Raw genomic sequence first — 21,006 nt, 5'->3', positions numbered from 1 at the left:
ATGGCTGGCAATTTCTTCGATCGACTTCCCCTGTTGCCGACGACCGTCGTGGGCTCGTATCCCGTGCCCGAGTGGATGGAGCGGCTCAAAACCGATTACTTCCGCGGCCGTATGAGTTCGGCGCAGCTGCAAGACGTCCACGAGCTCGCGATCAAAGCGGCACTGCGTGATCAGGAGCTGGCCGGGATCGACATCGTGTCCGACGGAGAACTGCGGCGCGACAATGATATCGACTACTTCCTGGCGCGGATCCCGGGCATCGCGATAGCCGAGACATCGAAAGAATTCTATTTCGACTACTACGACCCGGTCGTGAACACACCGCTGCCGCCCAGTGGCGATGGCGCATTGCGTTGGCTGAGTGACGATTTCGCCTTCACCGCCTCGCAGACGCGCAGTCCGATCAAGTTCTCGTTCACCGGACCCTTCTCCCTGGCGCACCGTATCCGCAGTCAGGCCTACAGCGATCGCCGCGGCCTCGTTCTCGATATCGCCCATCGTCTGAACGATGCCGCGCATGCACTGGCCGAACGCGGCGCGGAGTACCTGCAGATCGATGAGCCGTTTCTCGCTGGCTATCCGGATGAAGTCGGTCTCGCGATGGAAGCCGTGAACACCGTGACCGCCGGTGTCGATGTCAGCTGGGCGCTGCATGTGTGTTACGGCAACCGGTACTCGCGACCGTTCTGGCAGGGGCACTACGACTTCCTGTTCCCGGCGGTGCTGGATGCCTCCGTCGACCAACTCGTCCTCGAGTTCGCACGCAAGGGCTACGCGGATCTGCCCGTGATCGAAAAGGCCGGCTGGGACCGCCGAGTGGGCGTAGGCGTCATCGACGTCAAATCCCAACAGGTGGAGACCGTCGACACCATCGCGGCTCGGATCCGGTCAGCGCTCGAGCTGGTGCCCGCGGACAAGCTGGTCATCAATCCGGATTGCGGACTACGCAACCTCGCTGGATCGGTGGCTCGCGCGAAGCTGGCCGCCATGGTCGAGGCCACCGCCCTGGTCCGTCGTGAACTGTCCCCCGAATCCGTCACGGACTCCGAAATCGGAGCCGTGCAACCAGATCCCACTACCGAGGGAGTACAACCGTGAGTCAAAGCAATCCACACGATTTCCTGTTCACCTCCGAGTCCGTGACCGAAGGGCATCCGGACAAGATCGCCGACGCGATCTCGGACGCGGTGCTCGACGCGGCACTGGCCAACGATCCGCTGTCGCGGGTGGCCTGCGAGACGCTGATCACCACGGGCATGGTTGTGCTCGCCGGTGAAATCACCACCCCGCAGCATCTGGACTACACGCAGATCGTCCGCGACACGGTCAACAAGATCGGTTACAACGACGGCAGTTTCGGCTTCGACGGCCACAACTGTGCCGTGCTGGTCGCCCTCGACAAACAGTCCCCGGATATCGCGCAGGGCGTCGACGAGGCGATCGAGACCCGGACCGGATCGAAGCAGGATGAGTTCGATCTCGCGGGCGCCGGTGATCAAGGCATGATGTTCGGCTACGCCACCGACGAGACCCCGGAGTTCATGCCGACCCCGATCGCGTTGGCGCACCGTCTTTCTCGGCGGCTCGCCGCGGTGCGCAAGGACGGTACGCTGCCGTATCTGCGACCGGACGGTAAGACCCAGGTGTCGGTCCGCTATGTGGGTGGTGTTCCGGTCGGGGTCGAGCGGGTGCTGGTCTCCACTCAGCATGCGGAGAATGTCGGCACCGAGACGATCCGTGAGGACCTGTGGCAGCACGTCATCACTCCCGAATTGCCCGGCGAATTCTACGATCGGGACGAACTGTGGGCGAACCTCCTGGTCAACCCGACCGGACGCTTCGTGATCGGTGGTCCCGTCGGTGATGCCGGACTGACCGGTCGCAAGATCATCGTTGATACCTATGGTGGTTTCGCCCGTCATGGTGGCGGCGCGTTCTCCGGTAAGGATCCGTCCAAGGTGGACCGGTCGGCTGCCTACGCCGCCCGCTATGTCGCGAAGAACATTGTGGCGGCGGGTCTTTCGGCCCGGGCCGAGGTGCAGGTGGCCTACGCGATCGGTGTCGCGCGGCCGGTGTCGGTGCTGGTGGAGACCTTCGGTACCGAGCGGGTCGACCGTAAGCAGATCGAACAGCTCGTCACCGAGCACTTCGACCTGCGCCCTGCGGCCTTCCGGAGCTACCTGGATCTGAATCGCCCCATCTACTCACCGACCTCGGCCTATGGCCACTTCGGACGAACCGATGTCGACCTGCCCTGGGAACGTACCGACCGCGCCGCCGCCTTGCGCGCCGCCGCCAACCTCACTGCCGCTGACGCGGTCGTGGCCTGAAGGAGTTAATCCATGACGACTGTCGATGTGACGGTGCCGAAATTCCACGACAAGCGCAACGGCGTCGATTTCGCTGTGGCCGACTTGGAGCAGGCTGAGTTCGGGCGCAAGGAGATTCGGCTCGCGGAGCACGAGATGCCGGGCCTGATCGCGCTGCGCCGCGAACACGCCGAGTCCCGCCCGCTGCGCGGCGCCCGTATCGCGGGATCGCTGCACATGACCGTGCAGACCGCCGTGCTGATCGAGACGCTGGTCGAGCTCGGTGCCGAGGTTCGGTGGGTGTCGTGCAACATCTTCTCCACCCAGGATCATGCGGCCGCGGCTGTCGTGGTGGGCCCGCACGGCACCGTCGAGGAGCCGAAGGGCGTGCCGGTGTTCGCCTGGAAGGGCGAGACGCTCTCCGAATACTGGTGGTGCACCGAGCAGCTGTTCACCTTCACCGACGAGAACGGCGAAACCGTCGGACCGAACATGATTCTCGACGACGGCGGCGATGCGACCCTGCTCGTGCACAAGGGCGTCGAGTACGAAAAGTCCGGTGTGGTGCCGAGTGTCGACGATGACGATCTCACCGTGTCCGAGGAGTATCGGATCATCCTCGACACGCTGCGCCGTTCGCTGGCCACCGAGCCGGGGAAGTGGACCGCGATCGGCGCCGCGATTCGCGGCGTCACCGAGGAGACCACCACCGGCGTGCACCGGCTGTATCAGCTTGCCGCACAAGGGGAATTGCTCTTCCCGGCGATCAACGTCAACGATTCGGTGACCAAGTCGAAGTTCGACAACAAGTACGGTATCCGCCATTCACTGGTCGACGGCCTCAACCGCGCCACGGACGTGCTGATCGGCGGCAAGGTCGGTGTGGTCTGCGGCTTCGGCGATGTCGGCAAGGGTTCGGCCGAGGCCCTGGCCGGCCAGGGTGCGCGAGTGATCGTGACCGAGGTGGACCCGATCTGTGCCTTGCAGGCGCTGCTCGAGGGTTACCAGGTGGCACGTCTGGACGATGTGATCGACAAGGCGGACATCGTCATCACCACGACAGGCAACAAGGACATCATCACCGCCGAGCACATGGCCAAGATGAAGCACCAGGCGATCCTCGGCAATGTCGGCCATTTCGACAACGAGATCGACATGGCGGGACTGGCCCGCACCCCGGGCGTCAGCCGCGTCACCATCAAGCCGCAGGTCGACGAGTGGACCTTCCCCGACGGTCATTCGATCATCGTGCTGTCCGAGGGACGGCTGATGAACCTCGGCAATGCCACCGGGCATCCGAGTTTCGTGATGAGCAACAGCTTCTCGAATCAGGTGATCGCCCAGCTCGAACTGTGGACCAAGCCGGATGAGTACGACCGCGAGGTGTACCGGCTGCCGAAGATTCTCGACGAGAAGGTCGCCCGGATCCATGTGGAGGCGCTGGGCGGTGAGCTGACCACGCTCACGAAGGATCAAGCCGAGTACATCGGCATCGATGTCGAAGGTCCGTTCAAACCCGAGCACTACCGCTACTGACGGGGTCACGGTCGGTGGGTGCCCGGCGTAGTCGCCGCGGCACCCCCCGGGCCCCGCTCAACGGATAGAGGAATCCATGTCTGCTGGAGTTACTGTCGTCACCGGCTCGATTGCCACCGACCATCTCATGCGCTTCCCCGGTCGATTCGCCGACAACATGATCGACACCCACCTGGACCGGTTGTCACTGAGCTTCCTGGTCAACGACCTGGTAGTGCACCGAGGTGGTGTGGCCGCCAATATCGCGTTCGGTTTGGGGATGCTCGGGCGTGATCCGCTGCTCGTGGGCGCGGTGGGCCCGGACTTTGCCGAGTACCGACGGTGGCTGGAGGACCACGGCGTCGATTGCAGCGAAATTCTCGTGTCCGATACCGCCCAGACCGCCCGATTCACCTGCACCACCGACGATGATCAGTGCCAGCTCGCATCGTTCTACCCGGGCGCGATGAGCGAGGCCAGCGGTATTTCGCTGGCCCGGCTGACCCAGGGGCGTGATGTCGGCCTGGTTCACATCGGCGCCAATGATCCTGCCGCGATGTTGGCCTACAGCGAGGAGGCCAGGGCGATCGGTGTGCCGTTCGCCGCGGATCCGTCGCAGAACTTGCCGATGTTCGATCGTGAGCAGGCCCGGTCCTTGGTCGAGGGAGCGAAGTATCTGTTCACCAACGAATACGAGTGGGAACTGCTGCTCAAGACGACCGAATGGAGTGAGCGGCAGATCGCCGAACGAGTCGACCTCCGCATCACCACCCTCGGAAGCGCGGGATGCGTCATCGTGGATCGCGCCCGGCCCGCGATCGAGGTGGATGTTCTTCCTGCGCGTCACATCGTCGATCCGACAGGAGTCGGTGACGGATTCCGAGCCGGCTTCCTGACCGGTGTCGATTCCGGTCTGCCGGTGGAACGAGCAGCTCAATTGGGCTCGCTCATCGCCACGTTGGTCCTGGAGGCCGCAGGTCCCCAGGAATGGTCGCTCGATATCGAGGACGCTGGGGTGCGCGTCGCCGACGCGTATGGAATGGATGTGGTCGCCGACCTTCAGTCCGTGCTGCGAATCGGCAGTAGTGTCAGTTGAATTCGAATTTTCGATGACGAACTGCGACAGAATCTTCCTGTTGAATTGTCGGCGTGGCGGTTGTGCGTGTAGCTGAAGACGGTGCGACCGGTAATGAGGTTGTCGCACTCCGAAGGCATATCGCGGCATGCCGACATCTCTCCAGTCTCGCCGTGCGGAATGTAGGTCTGGACGCGGTCGCCAAATTGATTGCGGGACAGGTCGATACCACCGTCGCGGTGGTCGACGAAACCTTGACGGTTCTCGCGGGTGCGACAGTCGGCGGATCCGCGGTCGAGGCCGCGCTGTTCCAGGAGCGGTTCGTGCATCCGCGACTCGCTCAGATGCTCGGCGCGGTCGGTCAGACAGGGCGGGCAATGCGCCTGCCCGGGGTCGACGGGTATGCGCCGATCATCATCGCACCCGTGATGGTCGGTGATAGCGTGCCCGCCTTCTTGCTCACGCTGGACGACGGCGAGCTCCCGGACGGCGATGACCTGCGTCTTCTGCTTACCGAGCACGCCGCCACGATCTGCGGTGTGGTGCTCGGCCGGGAACGGGTGGTTTCGGCCGCAGCAGGTCAGGTGCGCTACGACCTGGTCGAAGGGCTGCTGTCCGGGCGCAGCGAGGACGTCACGGAACTGGGCCGCTGGGCCGAGCATCTGGGGTACGACGAGGACGCGGACCACCGGGTGCTGTCGTTGGTGGTAGAGGGCGGCAGCGCTGCGTCGGGGTTGGTCGCGCAGATAGCCGAGATCGTCGAGCGATTCTTCAACAGGCAAGTGCCGGAGGCGATTACGGCTGTCCGCGGAAGTGAGGTCGTGGTCGTGCTTCCGGAACTCGAAGATGAATCCGCCCGTGCCCATCGGCTGGCGCGGGCGTGTATCGCGCGCGTCCGAGAGCGTTCCGGACAGGTGTCGGTGATGGCTGGAATCGGCGGGGTCTGCCGTTCGGCGGTAGAGGTCGCCGGATCGTACGACGATGCGCGTCGCACGGTCGAGATCCTCGCCAGGCTCGATAGACCAGGTGCCGTGGTGGCTATCGAAGAACTCGGTATCCATCGGCTGCTGCTCCGGGTGGCCGACCCGGAGCAGCTGCGCGCGTTCGCGCGTGAAGTACTCGGGGGCTTCATGACTCGGACCAAAGGCAACGCCGGAGAGTATCTGGCGACGGTCGCTTGCTACTTCCGCGAAAGTCACAGCCCGCAGCGTGCATCGTCCGTCCTCCACGTGCATCCGAACACCGTGGCTTATCGCGTCCGGCGCGTCGAAGAGCTGTCGAACTTGGACTTCGGCAACTACCGGGATCGACTGATGGCACAGGTCGCACTGGAGATCATCGAAATGGTGGGTGACACGGCATGAGCGATTTCGTAGCGGCACTGCATCAACGGCTGCTGGTGGGCGACGGTGCGATGGGGACCATGCTGCACTCGGCGGGCAACTCGCTCGACCGCGCGCTGCCCGAGCTGAATCTGTCGGCTCCGGATCTGGTCAGCCGGATTCACGAGAGCTATGTCGGGGCAGGCGCGGATCTGGTCCTGACCAATACTTTCGGCGCGAGTCGGTTGCGGCTGGCCGAGCACGGGTACGCTGCCGCTGTCGCCGACATCAACCGGGCCGGTGTGCGACTGGCACAGCAGGCCGCGAATACGGCAGAACACGAGGTGTTCGTCGGCGGCTCGGTCGCTCCTGCGGTCAGCGCCACCCAGCGACCGACGGTACAGCGCACACATCGGATCGAGGCAGTACAGGAGCAAGTGGCGGCACTGGTCGCCGGCGGTGTGGACCTGATCGTCCTCGAAACCTTCGGCTACCTGGATGAGCTGGTCGAGGCGGTCGAGGTCGTCGCCGAACTGACCGATCTGCCGATCCTCGCGCAAGCGACCTTCACGACGGACGGATCTACACCTGGTGGTCAGACACCGAGTGAGGTCGCCAGTGTGCTCGACGGGTTGCCCATTGCCGCGCTGGGTGCGAACTGCACCGTAGGTCCGCAACGAATGTTGCGTATTGTCGAGGACTTTCGGCGGCACACCAGGTTGCCGATCAGTGCCCAGCCGAATGCGGGATTGCCGCGGCGGGTGCTCGGCCGGCACTTCGAATACAGCCTCGATCACGAGTACTTCGCCCGGTACACCCGCCGTTGTGTGGAAGCGGGCGCGTCGATCCTCGGCGGCTGCTGTGGCACCACGCCCGCGCACGTGAATGCTGTTGCCGCAGTGGTCTCCAGCGGTATCGAGCGTCGTGTGAAACGACCGCCGCGTGCGCGGACCGCGCCCGTGGACGATCTCGCGCAGTTGTTGTCGAAAGCCGAACCGGTGGTCGGGGCGGAAATCCACGTGCCCGCCGGCGGCACGGTGGACCGACCCGGCGAGGTGGCCGCGGCGCTGCGGAGCCATGGCGCCGAACTCGTGCTGATATCCGCGGCGCCGGGCCCTCGGACGCAAGTCGGCTCCGCGGGGCTCGCTTTGCGGATTCGGCAACAGGCCGAGATCGAGACGATCGCGATCGTGACGACCTGGGACAAGACGATCATGTCGCTGCAGGCCGATCTGCTGGGCGCACACGCGTTCGGAATCCGGGCTGTGGTCTGCGAGACGGGGAGTCCGCCGCTGCGTGGAGACTATCCCAACGCGGACGGGGTGTGGGAGGTCGACTCCGTGGATTTGATCCGCCTCCTCACCGGTCTGAATGCGGGACGGGATTGCAATGGGTTGCCGCTGAACGCCACTACCTCTTTCCATATAGGCGCGCGCTGCAATCCAGGTGCCGAGGATCTGGCCGCCGAGATCTCGAGTACCAGGAAGAAGATCGAAGCGGGAGCTCAGTTTCTGATCACCCGGCCGTTGTATGAATTGGACGGGCTGCGCCGGATGCTCGATGAAATCGATACTACGAGTATCCCGGTATTGGCGACGATATCGGTGCTCGAATCCTTCGCTGAAGCGGAGTTCCTCGCATTCGAAGTACCCGATGTCACCATCCCCGCTGCAACACTGGCGGACTTGGAGGCGGCAGGCACATTGTCACGGGAGTCGGGGATACGACGGGCGTCCGAGCTCGTCAGGGAGGCTCGCGCGCTGGTGAGCGGGATCGTGGTCGTGGTGCGCGGTCACGAGACCACGGTCGCCGAACGACTATTCGCCGAACTGCGCAAATCCTGAAATAGGCAGACCCACTCTGGGGTCTGCCTGCTTGTCTGTGCAATGGAGTGTCTGTCAAGCGCGGGAGGATCACTCATTGTCAGGTTATCTGCACGATATCTGTGACGATACGAAGGTCATTTCAGTCGGCTTTTGGTCATAGTATCGGCGGCATGAGCTATTCCACGACCGGGTATGCGATTTGCACACGCGTAATCCTCGGGACGGTGAGTTTACGATGAATAATTCCTGGGATTCCGAACCGGTTGTCATCGTGGTGGCGCCGACCGGGGCCGAAGTAACCCGCGCCGAGCAACCCGCTCTGCCTCACACACCCGAAGAGATCGCGGAAGCCACCTTCGGTGCTGTCGAGGCCGGCGCGGCACTCGTGCACCTGCATGTCCGGGAGCCGGACGGCAAGCCGAGTGCACGGGTGGAACTGTGGCGGGAGACCGTGGACCGGATTCGTCAGGGCCCGCCCGTCATCACCATGGTGTCGACCGGGGGCTCGGTCGATCAGACGCTCGACGAGCGGTTGAACGGGCTCGCTGCCGCACCGGATCTGGCGGGCATAGAGACCGGCTCACTGAATTTCGGCGACGACCTGTTCCTCACCTCGCGCCCCGACAGTCTGCGGGTCGCCGCGGCCGCCGCGGCGGCGGATATCCCGCTCGAGGTCGAGGCGTTCGACCTCGGACACATCCACGCCGCGTTGCGTATGCACGCGAATGGCGAGCTACCCGGACCCCTGCGATTCAATCTCGTTTTCGGTGTTCCGGGCGGGGTCGACGCGACGCCCGCGTCGCTATACGCGATGACGAGCGCGCTGCCGGCGGGTGCCCGCTGGACGGTGACCGCGATCGGCCGTCATCAGCGTCGGATGGTCGCGCTCGGGGTGTTGCACGGCGCGACCGCGGTGCGAGTCGGATTCGAGGACAACGTGTTTCGTCGTCGCGGAGTGTTGGCGGCATCCAATGCCGAGCTCGTCGCCGACGTCGCCGATCTGATCACCACCCTTGGGCGTCGCCCCGCCACCTACCCGGAGGCCTGCGCATTGCTCGATGTGCGGCCTCGAAAGGAGATCACCACATGACCCACCTGCGCGTTGCTGTAGACATCGGCGGGACATTCACCGACATCTGCGTATTCGACGAGCGTTCGTCGGAACTACGGGTCGCCAAGACACCGTCCACCGCCAACCCGATCGAGGCTGTCCTGACCGGGATCAAGCTCGCTGACGTTGAACTCGACGATGTTTCGCTGTTCAGCCACGGCACGACGGTGGCCACCAACGCACTCATCACACGGCGGTTCAAGCCGAGCGCGATGGTGACCACCAAGGGCTTTCGCGATGTGATCGAGATCCGCCGCGGGACGAAACAGGACCTCTGGGACACCTACAAGGATGTTGCCCCGCCCTACATCCGCCGGCGTGACCGTCTCGAGGTTGTCGAGCGCATCGACCACTCGGGGCGAGTCGTCGCGGAACTGGACGAAGCGGAGGCGCGGAAGGTGGCCGCGGTTCTCGCCAAGCGCGGCGTCGAGGCCGTCGCGGTCTGTTTCATCAACAGCTACGCGAATCCGGCTCATGAGCGGCGTATGGCCGAGATTCTCCGGGAATCCCTTCCGGAGGCGCATATTTCGACCTCGAGCGACGTGCTGCCCGAGATTTTCGAGCACGAGCGGTTCTCGACCACTGTCGCGAATGCCGTAGTGGCGCCATTGGTTACGGGATATGTCAACAATCTCGCTGACGCGCTGAAGGAGCGTGGCTACCGCGGCGATCTGCTCCTGCTGCACTCGGGCGGCGGCGTGATGACTCCACGCGGTGTGCAGGAGCTGCCGGTCCGATTGGCGGCCTCCGGTCTCGCGGCCGGCGCCATCGCGTGCCGCCATCTGGCCGGGCTGGCGGGGTACCGCAATGCGATAGGTCTCGACATGGGTGGGACCAGCACGGATATCTCACTGGTCGTCGATGGTGAGTTGCGCACCTCGTCGGAATGGGCGGTGGAGTACGGGCAGCCGATCTGCCTGCCCAGCGTGGAGGTGCTCACCATCGGTGCGGGCGGCGGCTCGATCGCGAAGGTCGATGACGGCGGTAGCCTGCGGAACGGCCCTGAGTCGGCGGGGTCGTTGCCCGGTCCCGCCGCCTACGGACGCGGCGGCAAGCTCGCGACGAATACCGATGCCAACGTAGTCCTCGGCCGTCTCGGCACCACGCTCGCCGGTGGCGAAATGCGGCTCAGCGCCAAACTGTCGGCAGAGGTCATCGACACCGCCGTGAGCGAGCCGCTCGGGCTCCGCACCACCGATGCCGCCGCTGCGATCCTCACCGTCGCCAATGCCAACATGGCCGACGCCGTGCGCCTGGTCGGCATCCAACGTGGTTACGACCCACGTGATTTCGCACTCGTGGCATTCGGCGGCGCAGGTCCGTTGCACAGTGTCGACCTCGCTCGTGAATTGTCCATTCCGACCGTTGTCGTTCCACCGAATCCCGGCATCAGTTCAGCGCTCGGATGCCTTCTGATCGATATCCGTCATGACCTGTCGAAGATGGTGCTCGCGGACTTGGCGAGCACCACGGTCGAGGATCTCGAGCAGGCGTTCGTGGAGCTCGAGGCAGAGGCACGAGAACGGCTGGCGCACGAGGGCGTGGCCGAGAATCACATGACGCTGCAGCGCAGCGTGGACATGCGCTACCGCGGCCAATGGCGTTCATTGAAGGTGGACGTCACCGCGCCACTCGGCGACCTCGCCGGGCTCGCGGAGCGCTTCCACACCGAGCACGGAAATGCGCACTCGTTCCGTCGTGACGACGCACCCATCGAGGTCTACCGGGTGAGCATCACGGCGCTCGGCACCACGCCCAAACCGGAGCTTGCCTCGTCGGAGCCCCGTGCGGGCGACCCGAAGCCCGTGGACCGTCGTCCTGTCTATTTCGACGGTGCCTGGGTCAACGATTGCCCGGTCTACGACCGCGCGGAGTTCCACAGCGGAGATCGATTCGCTGGGCCCGCCATCGTCGACCAGCTCGACTCGACAACGGTAGTCCCCCCTGGCGCCACGGTCACCGTCGACCGTTGGCACAACATGATCATCGCGGTAGGAGAACAGTCGTGACACAGCCGGCGCAAAGACTCGATCCGGTCACCTTCGAGGTAATCAAGAACGGCCTGGCGAGCGCGGTCGACCAAATGGCCGAACAGATTCTGCGGACCTGCCATTCGTTCGTCATCTACTGCCACGACTTCAGCTCCGCGTTGTGTGACGCGCAGGGCAACACCGTCGCTCAAGGCAGCCAGGACATTTCGGTGCACGTCGGCACGCTGCACTTCACCGCGCGGGCCATCCTCGACGCGTTCTCCGGTGATATCAACCCGGGCGATGTCTTCGCGGTGAACGACCCCTACCTCGGCGGTACGCACTTCAGTGACGTGCGGATCCTGCGTCCGGTCTTCCACTCGAACGAGCTGCTGGCCTTCACGCAGTCCAACGGCCACTGGGCCGATATCGGCGGAAGCGTGCCCGGCTCGTTCGACATCACGGCCAAGGAGCATTTCGGGGAAGGCCTGCGCATCACGCCGCTGCGGCTCGTCGACCGCGGCGTCCTGCGCGAGGACGTGGTGCGGATGATCATCTCCAATACCCGTGCGCCCGAGGATTGCCGCGGTGATCTGGAGGCGCAGATCACCGCGACGGCGGTCGCGGAGGCGGAGGTACTGCGGCTGGTGGGCCGGTACGGCGTCGACACCGTCCGGCAAGCGTTCGGCGAGGTCCAGGACTATGTGGAGCGCCTGGCCCGCCAGCGCGTGGCGGCTTTGCCGGACGGTACATGGGAAGCCGTGGACTACATCGATTTCGACCCCAACGGCGAGGAGGGCTTGGTTCCGATCCGGGTCAAACTGACCATCGATGGAGATCAGCTGCGCTACGACCTGACCGGCTCCCATCCCGCGATCGGCACGTTCTTGAATTCCTCTGCGGGCGCGTCGTTTTCGGCAGTCGTCGCCGGTACGAAGACATTCTTCCCGGACATTCCCCTCAACTCCGGGTTCTATCGAGTGCTCGACGTGAACCTCGGTCCCGAGGGCAGCGTCGTCAATGCTGTCTGGCCGACTGCCGTCACCGGCTTCTGCGCCGGTCCGTTCGAGAAGATCATGAACGCGATCTTCCAGATCTGGTCGCAGATCATCCCCGAACGGGCGATCGCCTGTTCGTTCAACCTCGAATACCTGCTCGTCGGTGGATGGGATCATCGAGAGGACGAGCGCTCGTTCTTCATGTGGTACGACTGGATGGCCGGCGGTTGGGGCGGCCGCAATGAGCTCGACGGATCCAACGCCACCTCACCGGTTTTCGGGCCGGGTCTGGCGGTGCAGCCGCTCGAAGGACAGGAACGGCTCTGCCCGGTACTGACGACCGGTCATGAAATCCGTATCGACTCCGGTGGTCCGGGGCGTTGGCGCGGTGGTTGCGGGGTGGAGAAGGGCGGGGTGCTGACGGCAGCGCAGAACACCGTGATGTCCTACTCCTGTGACCGCGCTCGATCGGTCACCTGGGGCATCGGCGGTGGTTTGCCCTCGCTGCCGCACGGAACCTGGCTTACCCGCAAGGACGGCGAACCGGAGTTCCTCGGCGCGTCGTTCTCCAGTGTTTCGGTGGGTGAAGGCGATCTGTTCACCCGGCCCTCGGCTGGTGGCGGCGGCTTCGGAGATCCGCTGGAGCGGGATCCGCGGGATGTGTGCGAAGACGTTGCAGATGGCTATGTCTCGCTCGAACGTGCCACGCAGGACTACGGCGTGGTCGTGCGGGAGGTGGATGTGGATCTCGCGATGTACGAGGTGGATGTCGACGCGACCGCTCGTGAACGTGCCGCATTGCGCGCGATCCGTCGCAGCTGGCTGACCACCGATCCGGAAGACATCGCGGCTCGTTATCGGATCGGTGAGCTCGACGTCCTCGACGTCGTCCGGCGGTACGGCGTCATCCTCGATTGGGGCACCGGCGAACTGCTGGCTCGGACCACCGAGACCTATCGCGAAGCGGTGTCGGCCGAGGCGGCCCGGCAGTGGTCGGCATGACGATGGATGTCGACGTCCCGGTTCGCTGGCAGGACCTCGATGCGCTCGGCCACGTCGGTCACGCCGTCTATCTGACGTATTTCGAAGAGCAGCGGGATCGTTGGTTGCATCGGCGGGCCGGGTTGGGCGGGCGGGATTACGTGGTGGCGAGCGCGCAGGTCGACTACGACTCGCCGATTGCGCTCGAGGACGGCCCGGTCACCGTTTCCTCTCGTATCGAGCGGATGGGGGCCTCGAGCTTGATCTTGGTAGGCGAGCTGCGCTCGGCGCGGGGGCATGTCTGCGCCCGCAGCCGGACCGCGATCGTGATGTGGGATCCGGTTCGTCACCGCAGCCGCCCGCTGACCGCGCGAGAGCGCGCCGCGTTCGATGCGGACACCAGCATCCCCGTAGATGACATGAGTGGGAGCACGACATGACACGCACCTACACCACCCCGCGAGCAGGCGCCGCGCCGGACTTCCGACCGGCGGAGAACACCGGTCGACTGGTCGTCTCCTGTGTCGACGGTCCGGGCATCGTGTCCCGGATCAGCACCTTCCTGCATCATCGCGGCGGCAACATAATCCAGTCGGACCAGTACTCCACCGGCTCGGTCGGTGGCAGGTTCTTTCAGCGGGTCGAGTTCCATCTGCCGGATCTCGCGCGCCGGCTGCCACAACTGGAGCGGGACTTCGAGTTCGAGGTGGCGCGGAGGATCGGCGCGACCTTCCGGTTGCGCGATGCGTCGGCGACAACCCGGGTGGCGCTGTTCGTCTCTCGATACGACCATTGCCTGCTCGACCTGCTGTGGCGCACCCGGCGCGGCGAATTGCCGATCACGGTCACACAGGTGGTCTCGAATCATCCCGATCTCGCCGCTGACGTGGCCACCTTCGGCGTGCCCTTCGAGCACATTCCCGTCTCCAAGGCCACGAAACAGCAGGCCGAGCAGCAGCAGCTCGAATTGTTGCGTGGCCGTGTCGATCTGGTCGTGCTGGCGCGGTACATGCAGATCCTGTCGCGCGACTTCCTCGATCAGGTGGGCGTGCCGGTAATCAATATCCACCATTCCTTCTTGCCCGCCTTCGCCGGAGCCGGACCGTACGAGCGGGCGAAGGAACGAGGGGTGAAGCTGATCGGTGCCACCGCGCACTACGCCACCGAGGATCTCGACGAAGGTCCGATCATCGAGCAGGACGTGGTGCGGGTGACCCATCGCGCGACCGCGGCCATGCTGAGCGGGCGCGGCGCCGAGATCGAGCAGGCGGTTCTGGCCCGCGCGGTGCGCTGGCATTGCGAAGACCGGGTTCTGGTCGACGGCCGCACCGCGGTCGTGTTCTGAAAGGCGGAATTGATGACCGCGACACTTATCGACGGCAAGGCCATCGCGGCCAAGGTCCGCCGGGCTGTCGCCGAGGACGTGATGAGACTGCCCGATGCGCCGGGTTTGGCGACCGTGCTGGTCGGTGACGACCCGGCCTCGGCGATCTACGTGCGCAACAAGCGCAAGCAGTGTGTCGAAGCGGGCATGCGCGACCTGCACCGGCGTCTGCCCGGGGAGATCAGTCAGGCGGGCGCGCTCGCCGTGCTCGACGAGCTCGCGGCGAATCCGGACGTGACCGGCATCTTGCTGCAGCTGCCGCTGCCACCGCATCTCGATGCCGCCGAGCTGATCGACCGCATCCCGCCGGAAAAGGATGTGGACGGACTGACCACCGCCAGTGCGGGACTTCTCACCCTCGGCCGGCCGGGTCTGCGTCCGTGCACCCCGGCGGGTGTGCTCGAGCTCCTCGACGAGGTCGGCGCCGAACTGACCGGCGCGTCGGCGGTTGTCGTCGGCCGATCCGATCTCGTGGGCAAGCCGATGGCGCAATTGCTGTTGCAGCGCAACGCGACCGTCACGGTCTGTCACTCACGCACCCGCAATCTGGCAGCCGTATGCCGCGAGGCGGATGTGCTCGTCGCCGCGGCCGGGGTGCCCGAATTGATCGGCGCGGACGCGGTCAAACCGGGCGCGATAGTCATCGATGTCGGCATTCACCGGCGTGGAGGCGGCCTCTGCGGCGACGTCGACGCCGCTGCGGTGAGCGAAATAGCCGGCGCACTGACACCCGTGCCGGGCGGGGTCGGCCCGATGACCATCGCGATGCTGTTGCGCAATACCGTCATTGCCGCTCTGATGGCGACGGAGTGAGCATGGCCAGGATCTCGACATTGGCCGACGCGGTCGACGAGCTCGTGCACGATGGGGACACCATTGCGCTCGAAGGGTTTACCCATCTGATCCCGATGGCGGCCGGGCATGAGGTCATCCGACAGCGTCGGCGCGAGCTGACCTTGGTCCGGATGACCCCGGACATCATCTACGACCAGATCATCGGCGCGGGATGCGCACGGCGGCTGATCTTTTCGTGGGGCGGAAATCCGGGTGTCGGCTCGCTGCACCGGTTCCGTGACGCGATACAGAATTCTTGGCCGACCGGGCTGGAGATCGAGGAGCACAGTCACGCGGGCATGGCCAACCGATATGTAGCGGGTGCGTCAGGTCTGCCGTTCGCGGTTCTGCGCGGTTACGTGGGCACCGATCTGACGTCGGCGACCGAAACCATCAAGCCGATCACCTGTCCTTTCACCGGTGAGCAGCTCACAGCGGTGCCGGCGCTCAATCCGGACGTCGCGATAATCCACGCACAACGCGCGGATCGGCAAGGGAATGTCCAACTCTGGGGCCTGCTCGGCGTCCAGAAAGAAGCCGTGCTCGCCGCCCGGCGCAGCCTTGTCACCGTCGAGGAGATCGTGGACGAGCTGACCCCGGTGCCCGGCGCGATCGTCCTGCCGGGTTGGGCTGTCACCTTGGTCGCGCGGGTGACCGATGGTGCGCATCCGTCGTACGCGCAGGGGTATTCGGAGCGCGACAACGAGTACTACGCGAGTTGGGACGCGATCAGCCGTGATCGAGAGGTTTTCGAGCGGTGGCTCGTGGAGAACGTTCTCGACAGCGGCTCCACGGCAGGGAGCGAAGGATGAATGCGGTTCACATAGCCGACGTGACAGCGGATTCAGTCGAGCACTACACCAGCGATGAGATGATGACCGTCGCCGCGGCCCGTGCGCTGCGCGATGGTCAACGGTGCTTCGTCGGTATCGGATTGCCCTCGACGGCAGCCAATCTGGCGCGCGTCACCTTCGCGCCCGATCTGATCCTGATCTATGAGTCGGGGGTGCTAGGAGCGAAGCCGACACGGTTGCCCGCATCGATCGGGGACGGCATTCTCGCCGAGACGGCCGACGCCGTCATCAGTGTGCCGGAAGTCTTCAACTATTGGTTGCAGCCCGGGCGCATCGATGTCGGTTTCCTCGGTGCCGCACAGCTGGACAGGTACGCCAATATCAACACCACGGTGATCGGCGGAGACTACTCCCACCCGAAGGTCCGACTGCCGGGAGCCGGTGGCGCACCGGAGATCGCGGCATCCTGCGGTGAGGTCTTCGTGATCGTCCGACAGAGTGTGCGGTCCTTCGTGGACCGGGTCGACTTCATCACCTCGGTGGGACATGGGCGCGGTGCCGGTGAGCGCGCGCGGCTCGGCCTGCGTGGTGCGGGGCCGACCATGGTGATCACCGACCTCGGCGTCATGAGAACCGACGATCGTGGCGAATTGACCCTCACCGCACTGCATCCCGGTGTCACCGTCGATCAGGTGCGGGCGGCAACCGGCTGGGATCTGCAAGTTGCTGCGGATTTGGCGGCAACCGAAGCGCCGACGGGGACCGAACTTACGGCATTGCGCGCGCTGAAGGCAGCCAGATGACGGCCGCATTCGTCTACGACAATGTGCGAACTCCGTTCGGCCGCTATGCCGGTGGACTCAGCGGCGTGCGGCCGGACGATCTCGCCGCACATGTGTTGCGCGCCTTGGCGCATCGATCGGGACTCGATCCGGGCCGAGTCGACGAGGTCGTACTCGGTGCCGCCAACCAGGCCGGCGAGGACAACCGCAATGTCGCACGAATGGCGGCGCTACTCGCGGACTGGCCGACCTCGGTGCCCGCGAGCACCGTGAACCGTCTGTGCGGATCCGGGATGGATGCCGTCTTCCAGGCGTCGAGACTGATCGAAACCGGTGATGCGACCGTTGTTGTCGCCGGCGGTGTCGAGTCGATGAGCCGCGCGCCCTGGGTCCTGCCGAAGCCGACCAGGGCGTTCCCGGCGGGGAACGAGACGTTGTATTCGAGCACGCTCGGCTGGCGAATGATCAACCCCACCATGCCAACCCAGTGGACCATCTCGCTGGGGGAGAGCACCGAGTTGCTGGCCGCCAAGTATGGCATTACCCGCCTCGAACAGGACGAGTTCGCCGAGCGCAGCCACCAACTAGCCGCAAAGGCTTGGGACAGTGGATTTTTCGACGACCACGTCATTGCCGTTCCGGGTTCCACGGCGGCCCGTGACGAGTCGCTGCGCTCAGAGACGACTACTCGCAAGCTCGCGGCGCTGAAGCCCGCGTTCGACCCTGAAGGCACCGTCACCGCCGGTAATGCCTCACCGCTGAGCGACGGGGCCGCGGCACTGCTGATCGGGGACGAATCCGTCGCCGATCTCCTGCGGGAGCCGCCCCTCGCGCGGATCGCGGCACGGGGGAGCGCGGGTGTAGCCCCTGATCTATTCGGTGTCGGGCCCGTGCGTGCCGCGCAGATTGCCCTCGAGCGCGCAGGCATCGGCTGGGCAGACCTGGACGTGGTCGAACTCAATGAGGCCTTCGCCGCGCAATCGCTTGCCTGCCTTGCGAGTTGGCCCGAACTCGACAACGACATCGTCAACGTGAATGGCGGGGCCATCGCACTCGGCCATCCGCTCGGCGCTTCCGGAGCCCGCATCATTGGACAGCTTGCCCGCGAAATGCGTGCCTCCGGCGCCCGGTGGGGACTGGCGGCGTTGTGCATCGGGGTCGGCCAGGGCCTCGCCATTGTTCTGGAGGCGGCGTCATGACGTCTCGATATCCGACACCCGACCAGGGAAGGCTGACAATGACCGATCGAGGCGAACAGGGGATGAAAGTGCGGCGGGAAGTGCTCGGCGACGCGCACGTCGACCGAGCCGTCGCGAGAACGACCGACTTCACTCGCCCGTTTCAGGAATACATCACCGAGGCGGCTTGGGGCTCGGTATGGGCGCGAGAGGGATTGGACCGCAGGACACGCAGTTGCATCACCCTCGCGGTGCTCACCGCGCTCGGCTCCTACGAGGAAATCGCGATGCATGTGCGCGCCGCGATCACCAACGGGGTGACGCCAGCGGAAATCGCCGAGGTGCTGCTGCACACAGGCGTTTACGCCGGCGTACCCGCCGCGAACACCGCCTTCACCATCGGCCAGCACACACTTGGTCAGCTCGCGGACGAGGCCGCGGCGTCCCGCGGCTGACCGAACATGCTGTTCGCCTTGCTCGCCCGACATCGCGCGAGCAAGGCGAACACGGAGGGCACGGAATCGCTTCCTGGTGGCGGCGACCTTCGTGCCCAATCGCGGGAACACCGTCAGCCTTGGATCCCAGCGCCCTGGATCCCAGCACTGTCGCGGAGACGTCCAAAGAACTCGAGGCTGTGTGGGTCGGCGAGTGAATCGGGGCTCGCCACGGACTTCGGTGCTGCGCCCTGCAAGATCTTCTTGACCGGGATCTCGAGTTTCTTGCCGGTCAGCGTGCGGGGGATGACCGGCGCGCTGATGATCCGGTCTGGTACGTGGCGGGGGGAGAGTGCGCTGCGTACGGTGTCCCGAACGAGTTGGTGGAGATCCACCGTTGAATCGTCCGGGTCGGTGGGGACGATGAAGGTGACGAGCTCACCGTGCCCGGTGTCCGAGTCTTCCAGGTGTACCACCAGACTGTCGGCGATTTCCGGCAATTGCTCCAGGGTGGAATAGAACTCAGCGGTTCCGATGCGCACACCGCCGCGGTTCAGGGTCGCGTCGGAACGCCCGCTGATCACCGCGGAACCCCGGTCGGTGATCGTGATCCAGTCTCCCTGGCGCCAGATGCCGGGAAAGGTGTCGAACCAGGTGGCGCGGTATCGGCTGCCGTCGGTGTCGCCATAGAGGGCGACCGGCATGCCTGGAATCGGACCTGTGACCACCAGTTCGCCCTCGGCTTCGCGTACCGGTCGCCCGTCCGCGTCGAACGAATCGACCGGCACTCCCAAAGTGCGGCAGGAGATTTCGCCGGACCACACCGGACTCAACGGCGAACTGCCGACCAGCAGCGAACAGACGTCGGTGCCACCACTGACGGACCCGAGTTGAACGTGTGGGCCCAGCTGCTCGGAGACCCAGTCGTAGGCGGTCACCGGCAACGGCGACCCCGTGGACCCGATGAATCGCAGCGCGCTCAGATCCCCGGAGTCTCCTGGCTGAATGCCCGCCTTACGGCACGCCGTGAGATACGCCGCGCTTGCGCCGAAATGGGTGATTCGGTCGGATGCGACCAACCTCCAGAGGGCCGAAAGGTCAGGATGGCTCGGGTTGCCGTCGAACAATACGATTGTCGCGCCGGTCAACAGTGTGGAGACCACGGTGTTCCACATCATCCAGCCGGTCGTGGTGAACCAGAAGAATCGGTCGGTTGGTCGCACATTGAGCTGCAACGCACCGTCTTTGAGATGGGTCAGCAGCATCCCGCCGTGTCCGTGCACGATCGGCTTCGGCGATCCGGTGGTGCCAGATGAGAACAGCACATAGAGTGGGTGATCGAACGGCACACGGTCGAAGTTGAGCAGTCCGGGATGCGCGACGAATTCGGCCCACGACATCGTGTTCTCGAGGTCGGGTTCGTCGCCGAACAATGACGGCAGGCGGACCATGGTGGTGACCGACGGCAAACCGGCACGGATCGCGGCGAGTTCGTCGCGGCGATCGATCACGGCGCCGCCATAGACGTATCCGTCAACCGCGATCAGCACCTTGGGTTCGATCTGACTCAGTCGATCGAGTACAGCGCCCGTGCCGAATTCCGGTGCGCAAACCGACCACACTGCACCAAGTCCGGCGGTTGCGAGGAAGGCGATTACCGTCTCCGGCGTGTTCGAGAGATACCCGCCCACCCGATCGCCGCGGCCGACGCCCAAGCGGCGTAAGCCTTCCTGAGCGCGAGCGACCTGGTTCCGCAAGTCCCCGTAGGTGAGACGCCGGCTCGGGCCCCTCTGTCCGTGGGCGATGATCGCAAGCGTGGTATCAGGCTGGTCATGGGTCAGGGCGTGCTCGGCATAGTTGAGGCCGACATTGGGAAACCAGCGTGCGCCCGGCATCGTCGCGTCGGCCAACGCCGGTGCCGGCGTGCCGTCGGCTCGCACCCCGAAGAAGTGCCAAAGGTGGGTCCAGAATCGATTGGGGTCCGCAATCGACCATTCCCACAGTTGCTCGTAGTCGATCGAATCGGTCAACTCACCGTGTGAGCGCAGCCAGGTCATGAACCGGCCGATCTCGGTGATTCTGCTCGGATCCGGTTCCCACAGCATACGAGGAGCGTTACGGGACATATTGGTCACCGGCGCTCCTCTCGATCCTGCTGGGCGGCTTCCGGTGTCGCGGTGAAAGGCATAACTCGTACTCCAGAGGTGAAGGGGCTTCGCCACATTGAGTTCGCGGGCGTCGCGAGTGCGTGGCGGCATTCCCACTATCGGCTACCGAAGCCTCGAAGCCATCCGGCACTTTGTACGTCAGTTCCGTTCGTGAACCACACTGTGTCGGCACCGCCCCGGTTCGAGCGCTGGCGGTGCGGTCCGCGTCGATGGCCTTCGACCGAACATCTGTGGCGTGGAACGGCATAACTATCTGTCACATTGCCGCCTGCCGAGCCTGGGGGTCTGCACGTAGCGTCCGTAGGGCACCAAGTTGGACAGGGAG

18 protein-coding genes are annotated in these 21,006 nt (G+C 64.9%); 16 read left to right on the top strand and 2 right to left on the bottom strand.

The features are described from left to right. The 4 genes from ACFXN1_RS26920 to ACFXN1_RS26905 all read left to right on the top strand — a co-directional run bounded on the left by ACFXN1_RS26920 (nt 1) and on the right by ACFXN1_RS26905 (nt 4,920). Nucleotides 1–1,098, top strand: coding sequence for a hypothetical protein (locus ACFXN1_RS26920; protein WP_379441610.1), 1,098 nt, complete (start codon nt 1–3; stop codon nt 1,096–1,098). Then, on the top strand, nt 1,095–2,330 hold the full coding sequence (gene metK / locus ACFXN1_RS26915; RefSeq protein ID WP_379441609.1) for a methionine adenosyltransferase: 1,236 nt from the start codon (nt 1,095–1,097) through the stop codon (nt 2,328–2,330). Before ACFXN1_RS26920 ends, metK begins: the two co-directional genes overlap by 4 nt. 12 nt (nt 2,331–2,342) lie before the next feature. Continuing rightward, nucleotides 2,343–3,845: an adenosylhomocysteinase gene (ahcY, locus tag ACFXN1_RS26910; RefSeq protein WP_379441607.1), complete on the top strand. Its 1,503-nt coding sequence runs from the start codon at nt 2,343–2,345 to the stop codon at nt 3,843–3,845. Nucleotides 3,846–3,921: 76 nt separating this feature from the next. Next, a complete protein-coding gene (locus ACFXN1_RS26905) occupies nt 3,922–4,920 on the top strand; it encodes a carbohydrate kinase family protein (protein ID WP_379441606.1) in 999 nt (332 codons plus the stop codon). On the opposite strand, the gene ACFXN1_RS26900 is transcribed toward ACFXN1_RS26905, so the two are convergent. Then, the gene (locus ACFXN1_RS26900; protein ID WP_379441605.1) at nt 4,884–5,228 is read right to left on the bottom strand and encodes a hypothetical protein; all 345 of its coding nucleotides are present in this window, start codon (nt 5,226–5,228) and stop codon (nt 4,884–4,886) included. The genes ACFXN1_RS26905 and ACFXN1_RS26900 overlap by 37 nt on opposite strands. A gap of 15 nt (nt 5,229–5,243) precedes the next feature. Here ACFXN1_RS26900 and ACFXN1_RS26895 point away from each other — a divergent pair, with 15 nt between their 5' ends. From ACFXN1_RS26895 to pcaC, 12 genes are all read left to right on the top strand, one after another. Further along, entirely contained in the window at nt 5,244–6,263 is a 1,020-nt protein-coding gene (locus ACFXN1_RS26895) for a PucR family transcriptional regulator (protein ID WP_379441603.1), read from the top strand. Further along, complete coding sequence (locus tag ACFXN1_RS26890; RefSeq protein WP_379441602.1) at nt 6,260–8,065, top strand: bifunctional homocysteine S-methyltransferase/methylenetetrahydrofolate reductase; 1,806 nt, start codon at nt 6,260–6,262, stop codon at nt 8,063–8,065. Before ACFXN1_RS26895 ends, ACFXN1_RS26890 begins: the two co-directional genes overlap by 4 nt. Before the next feature lie 217 nt (nt 8,066–8,282). Further along, on the top strand, nt 8,283–9,137 hold the full coding sequence (locus ACFXN1_RS26885; RefSeq protein ID WP_379441600.1) for a 3-keto-5-aminohexanoate cleavage protein: 855 nt from the start codon (nt 8,283–8,285) through the stop codon (nt 9,135–9,137). Beyond that, on the top strand, nt 9,134–11,167 hold the full coding sequence (locus ACFXN1_RS26880; protein WP_379441599.1) for a hydantoinase/oxoprolinase family protein: 2,034 nt from the start codon (nt 9,134–9,136) through the stop codon (nt 11,165–11,167). Before ACFXN1_RS26885 ends, ACFXN1_RS26880 begins: the two co-directional genes overlap by 4 nt. Next, on the top strand, nt 11,164–13,128 hold the full coding sequence (locus tag ACFXN1_RS26875) for a hydantoinase B/oxoprolinase family protein (protein WP_379441598.1): 1,965 nt from the start codon (nt 11,164–11,166) through the stop codon (nt 13,126–13,128). The genes ACFXN1_RS26880 and ACFXN1_RS26875 overlap by 4 nt, the downstream gene beginning before the upstream one ends. Continuing rightward, on the top strand, nt 13,125–13,547 hold the full coding sequence (locus tag ACFXN1_RS26870) for an acyl-CoA thioesterase (protein WP_379441596.1): 423 nt from the start codon (nt 13,125–13,127) through the stop codon (nt 13,545–13,547). The genes ACFXN1_RS26875 and ACFXN1_RS26870 overlap by 4 nt, the downstream gene beginning before the upstream one ends. Next, a complete protein-coding gene (gene purU, locus ACFXN1_RS26865) occupies nt 13,544–14,452 on the top strand; it encodes a formyltetrahydrofolate deformylase (RefSeq protein ID WP_379441595.1) in 909 nt (302 codons plus the stop codon). The genes ACFXN1_RS26870 and purU overlap by 4 nt, the downstream gene beginning before the upstream one ends. A 12-nt stretch (nt 14,453–14,464) precedes the next feature. After that, nucleotides 14,465–15,304 carry a bifunctional methylenetetrahydrofolate dehydrogenase/methenyltetrahydrofolate cyclohydrolase FolD gene (folD, locus tag ACFXN1_RS26860; RefSeq protein ID WP_379441593.1) on the top strand — a complete coding sequence of 280 codons (840 nt, stop codon included), beginning with the start codon at nt 14,465–14,467 and terminating at the stop codon, nt 15,302–15,304. A gap of 2 nt (nt 15,305–15,306) precedes the next feature. Beyond that, complete coding sequence (locus tag ACFXN1_RS26855; protein ID WP_379441592.1) at nt 15,307–16,137, top strand: CoA transferase subunit A; 831 nt, start codon at nt 15,307–15,309, stop codon at nt 16,135–16,137. 59 nt (nt 16,138–16,196) lie between these two features. Next, nucleotides 16,197–16,922, top strand: a complete 726-nt coding sequence (locus ACFXN1_RS26850; RefSeq protein WP_379441633.1) for a CoA-transferase subunit beta — start codon at nt 16,197–16,199, stop codon at nt 16,920–16,922. Further along, complete coding sequence (locus ACFXN1_RS26845; RefSeq protein WP_379441590.1) at nt 16,919–18,100, top strand: thiolase family protein; 1,182 nt, start codon at nt 16,919–16,921, stop codon at nt 18,098–18,100. Before ACFXN1_RS26850 ends, ACFXN1_RS26845 begins: the two co-directional genes overlap by 4 nt. A 38-nt stretch (nt 18,101–18,138) precedes the next feature. Then, nucleotides 18,139–18,534 (top strand): 4-carboxymuconolactone decarboxylase, encoded by a 396-nt coding sequence (gene pcaC / locus ACFXN1_RS26840; RefSeq protein WP_379441589.1) that lies wholly within the window; start codon nt 18,139–18,141, stop codon nt 18,532–18,534. A 113-nt stretch (nt 18,535–18,647) separates the two neighbouring features. On the opposite strand, the gene ACFXN1_RS26835 is transcribed toward pcaC, so the two are convergent. Beyond that, complete coding sequence (locus ACFXN1_RS26835; RefSeq protein WP_379441631.1) at nt 18,648–20,639, bottom strand: acetoacetate--CoA ligase; 1,992 nt, start codon at nt 20,637–20,639, stop codon at nt 18,648–18,650. Nucleotides 20,640–21,006: the final 367 nt, after the last annotated feature.

It is taken from the genome of Nocardia sp. NPDC059154 (assembly GCF_042755705.1).
Taxonomy (GTDB): Bacteria; Actinomycetota; Actinomycetes; order Mycobacteriales; family Mycobacteriaceae; genus Nocardia.
This window is presented reverse-complemented; position numbering and strand designations above follow the sequence as displayed.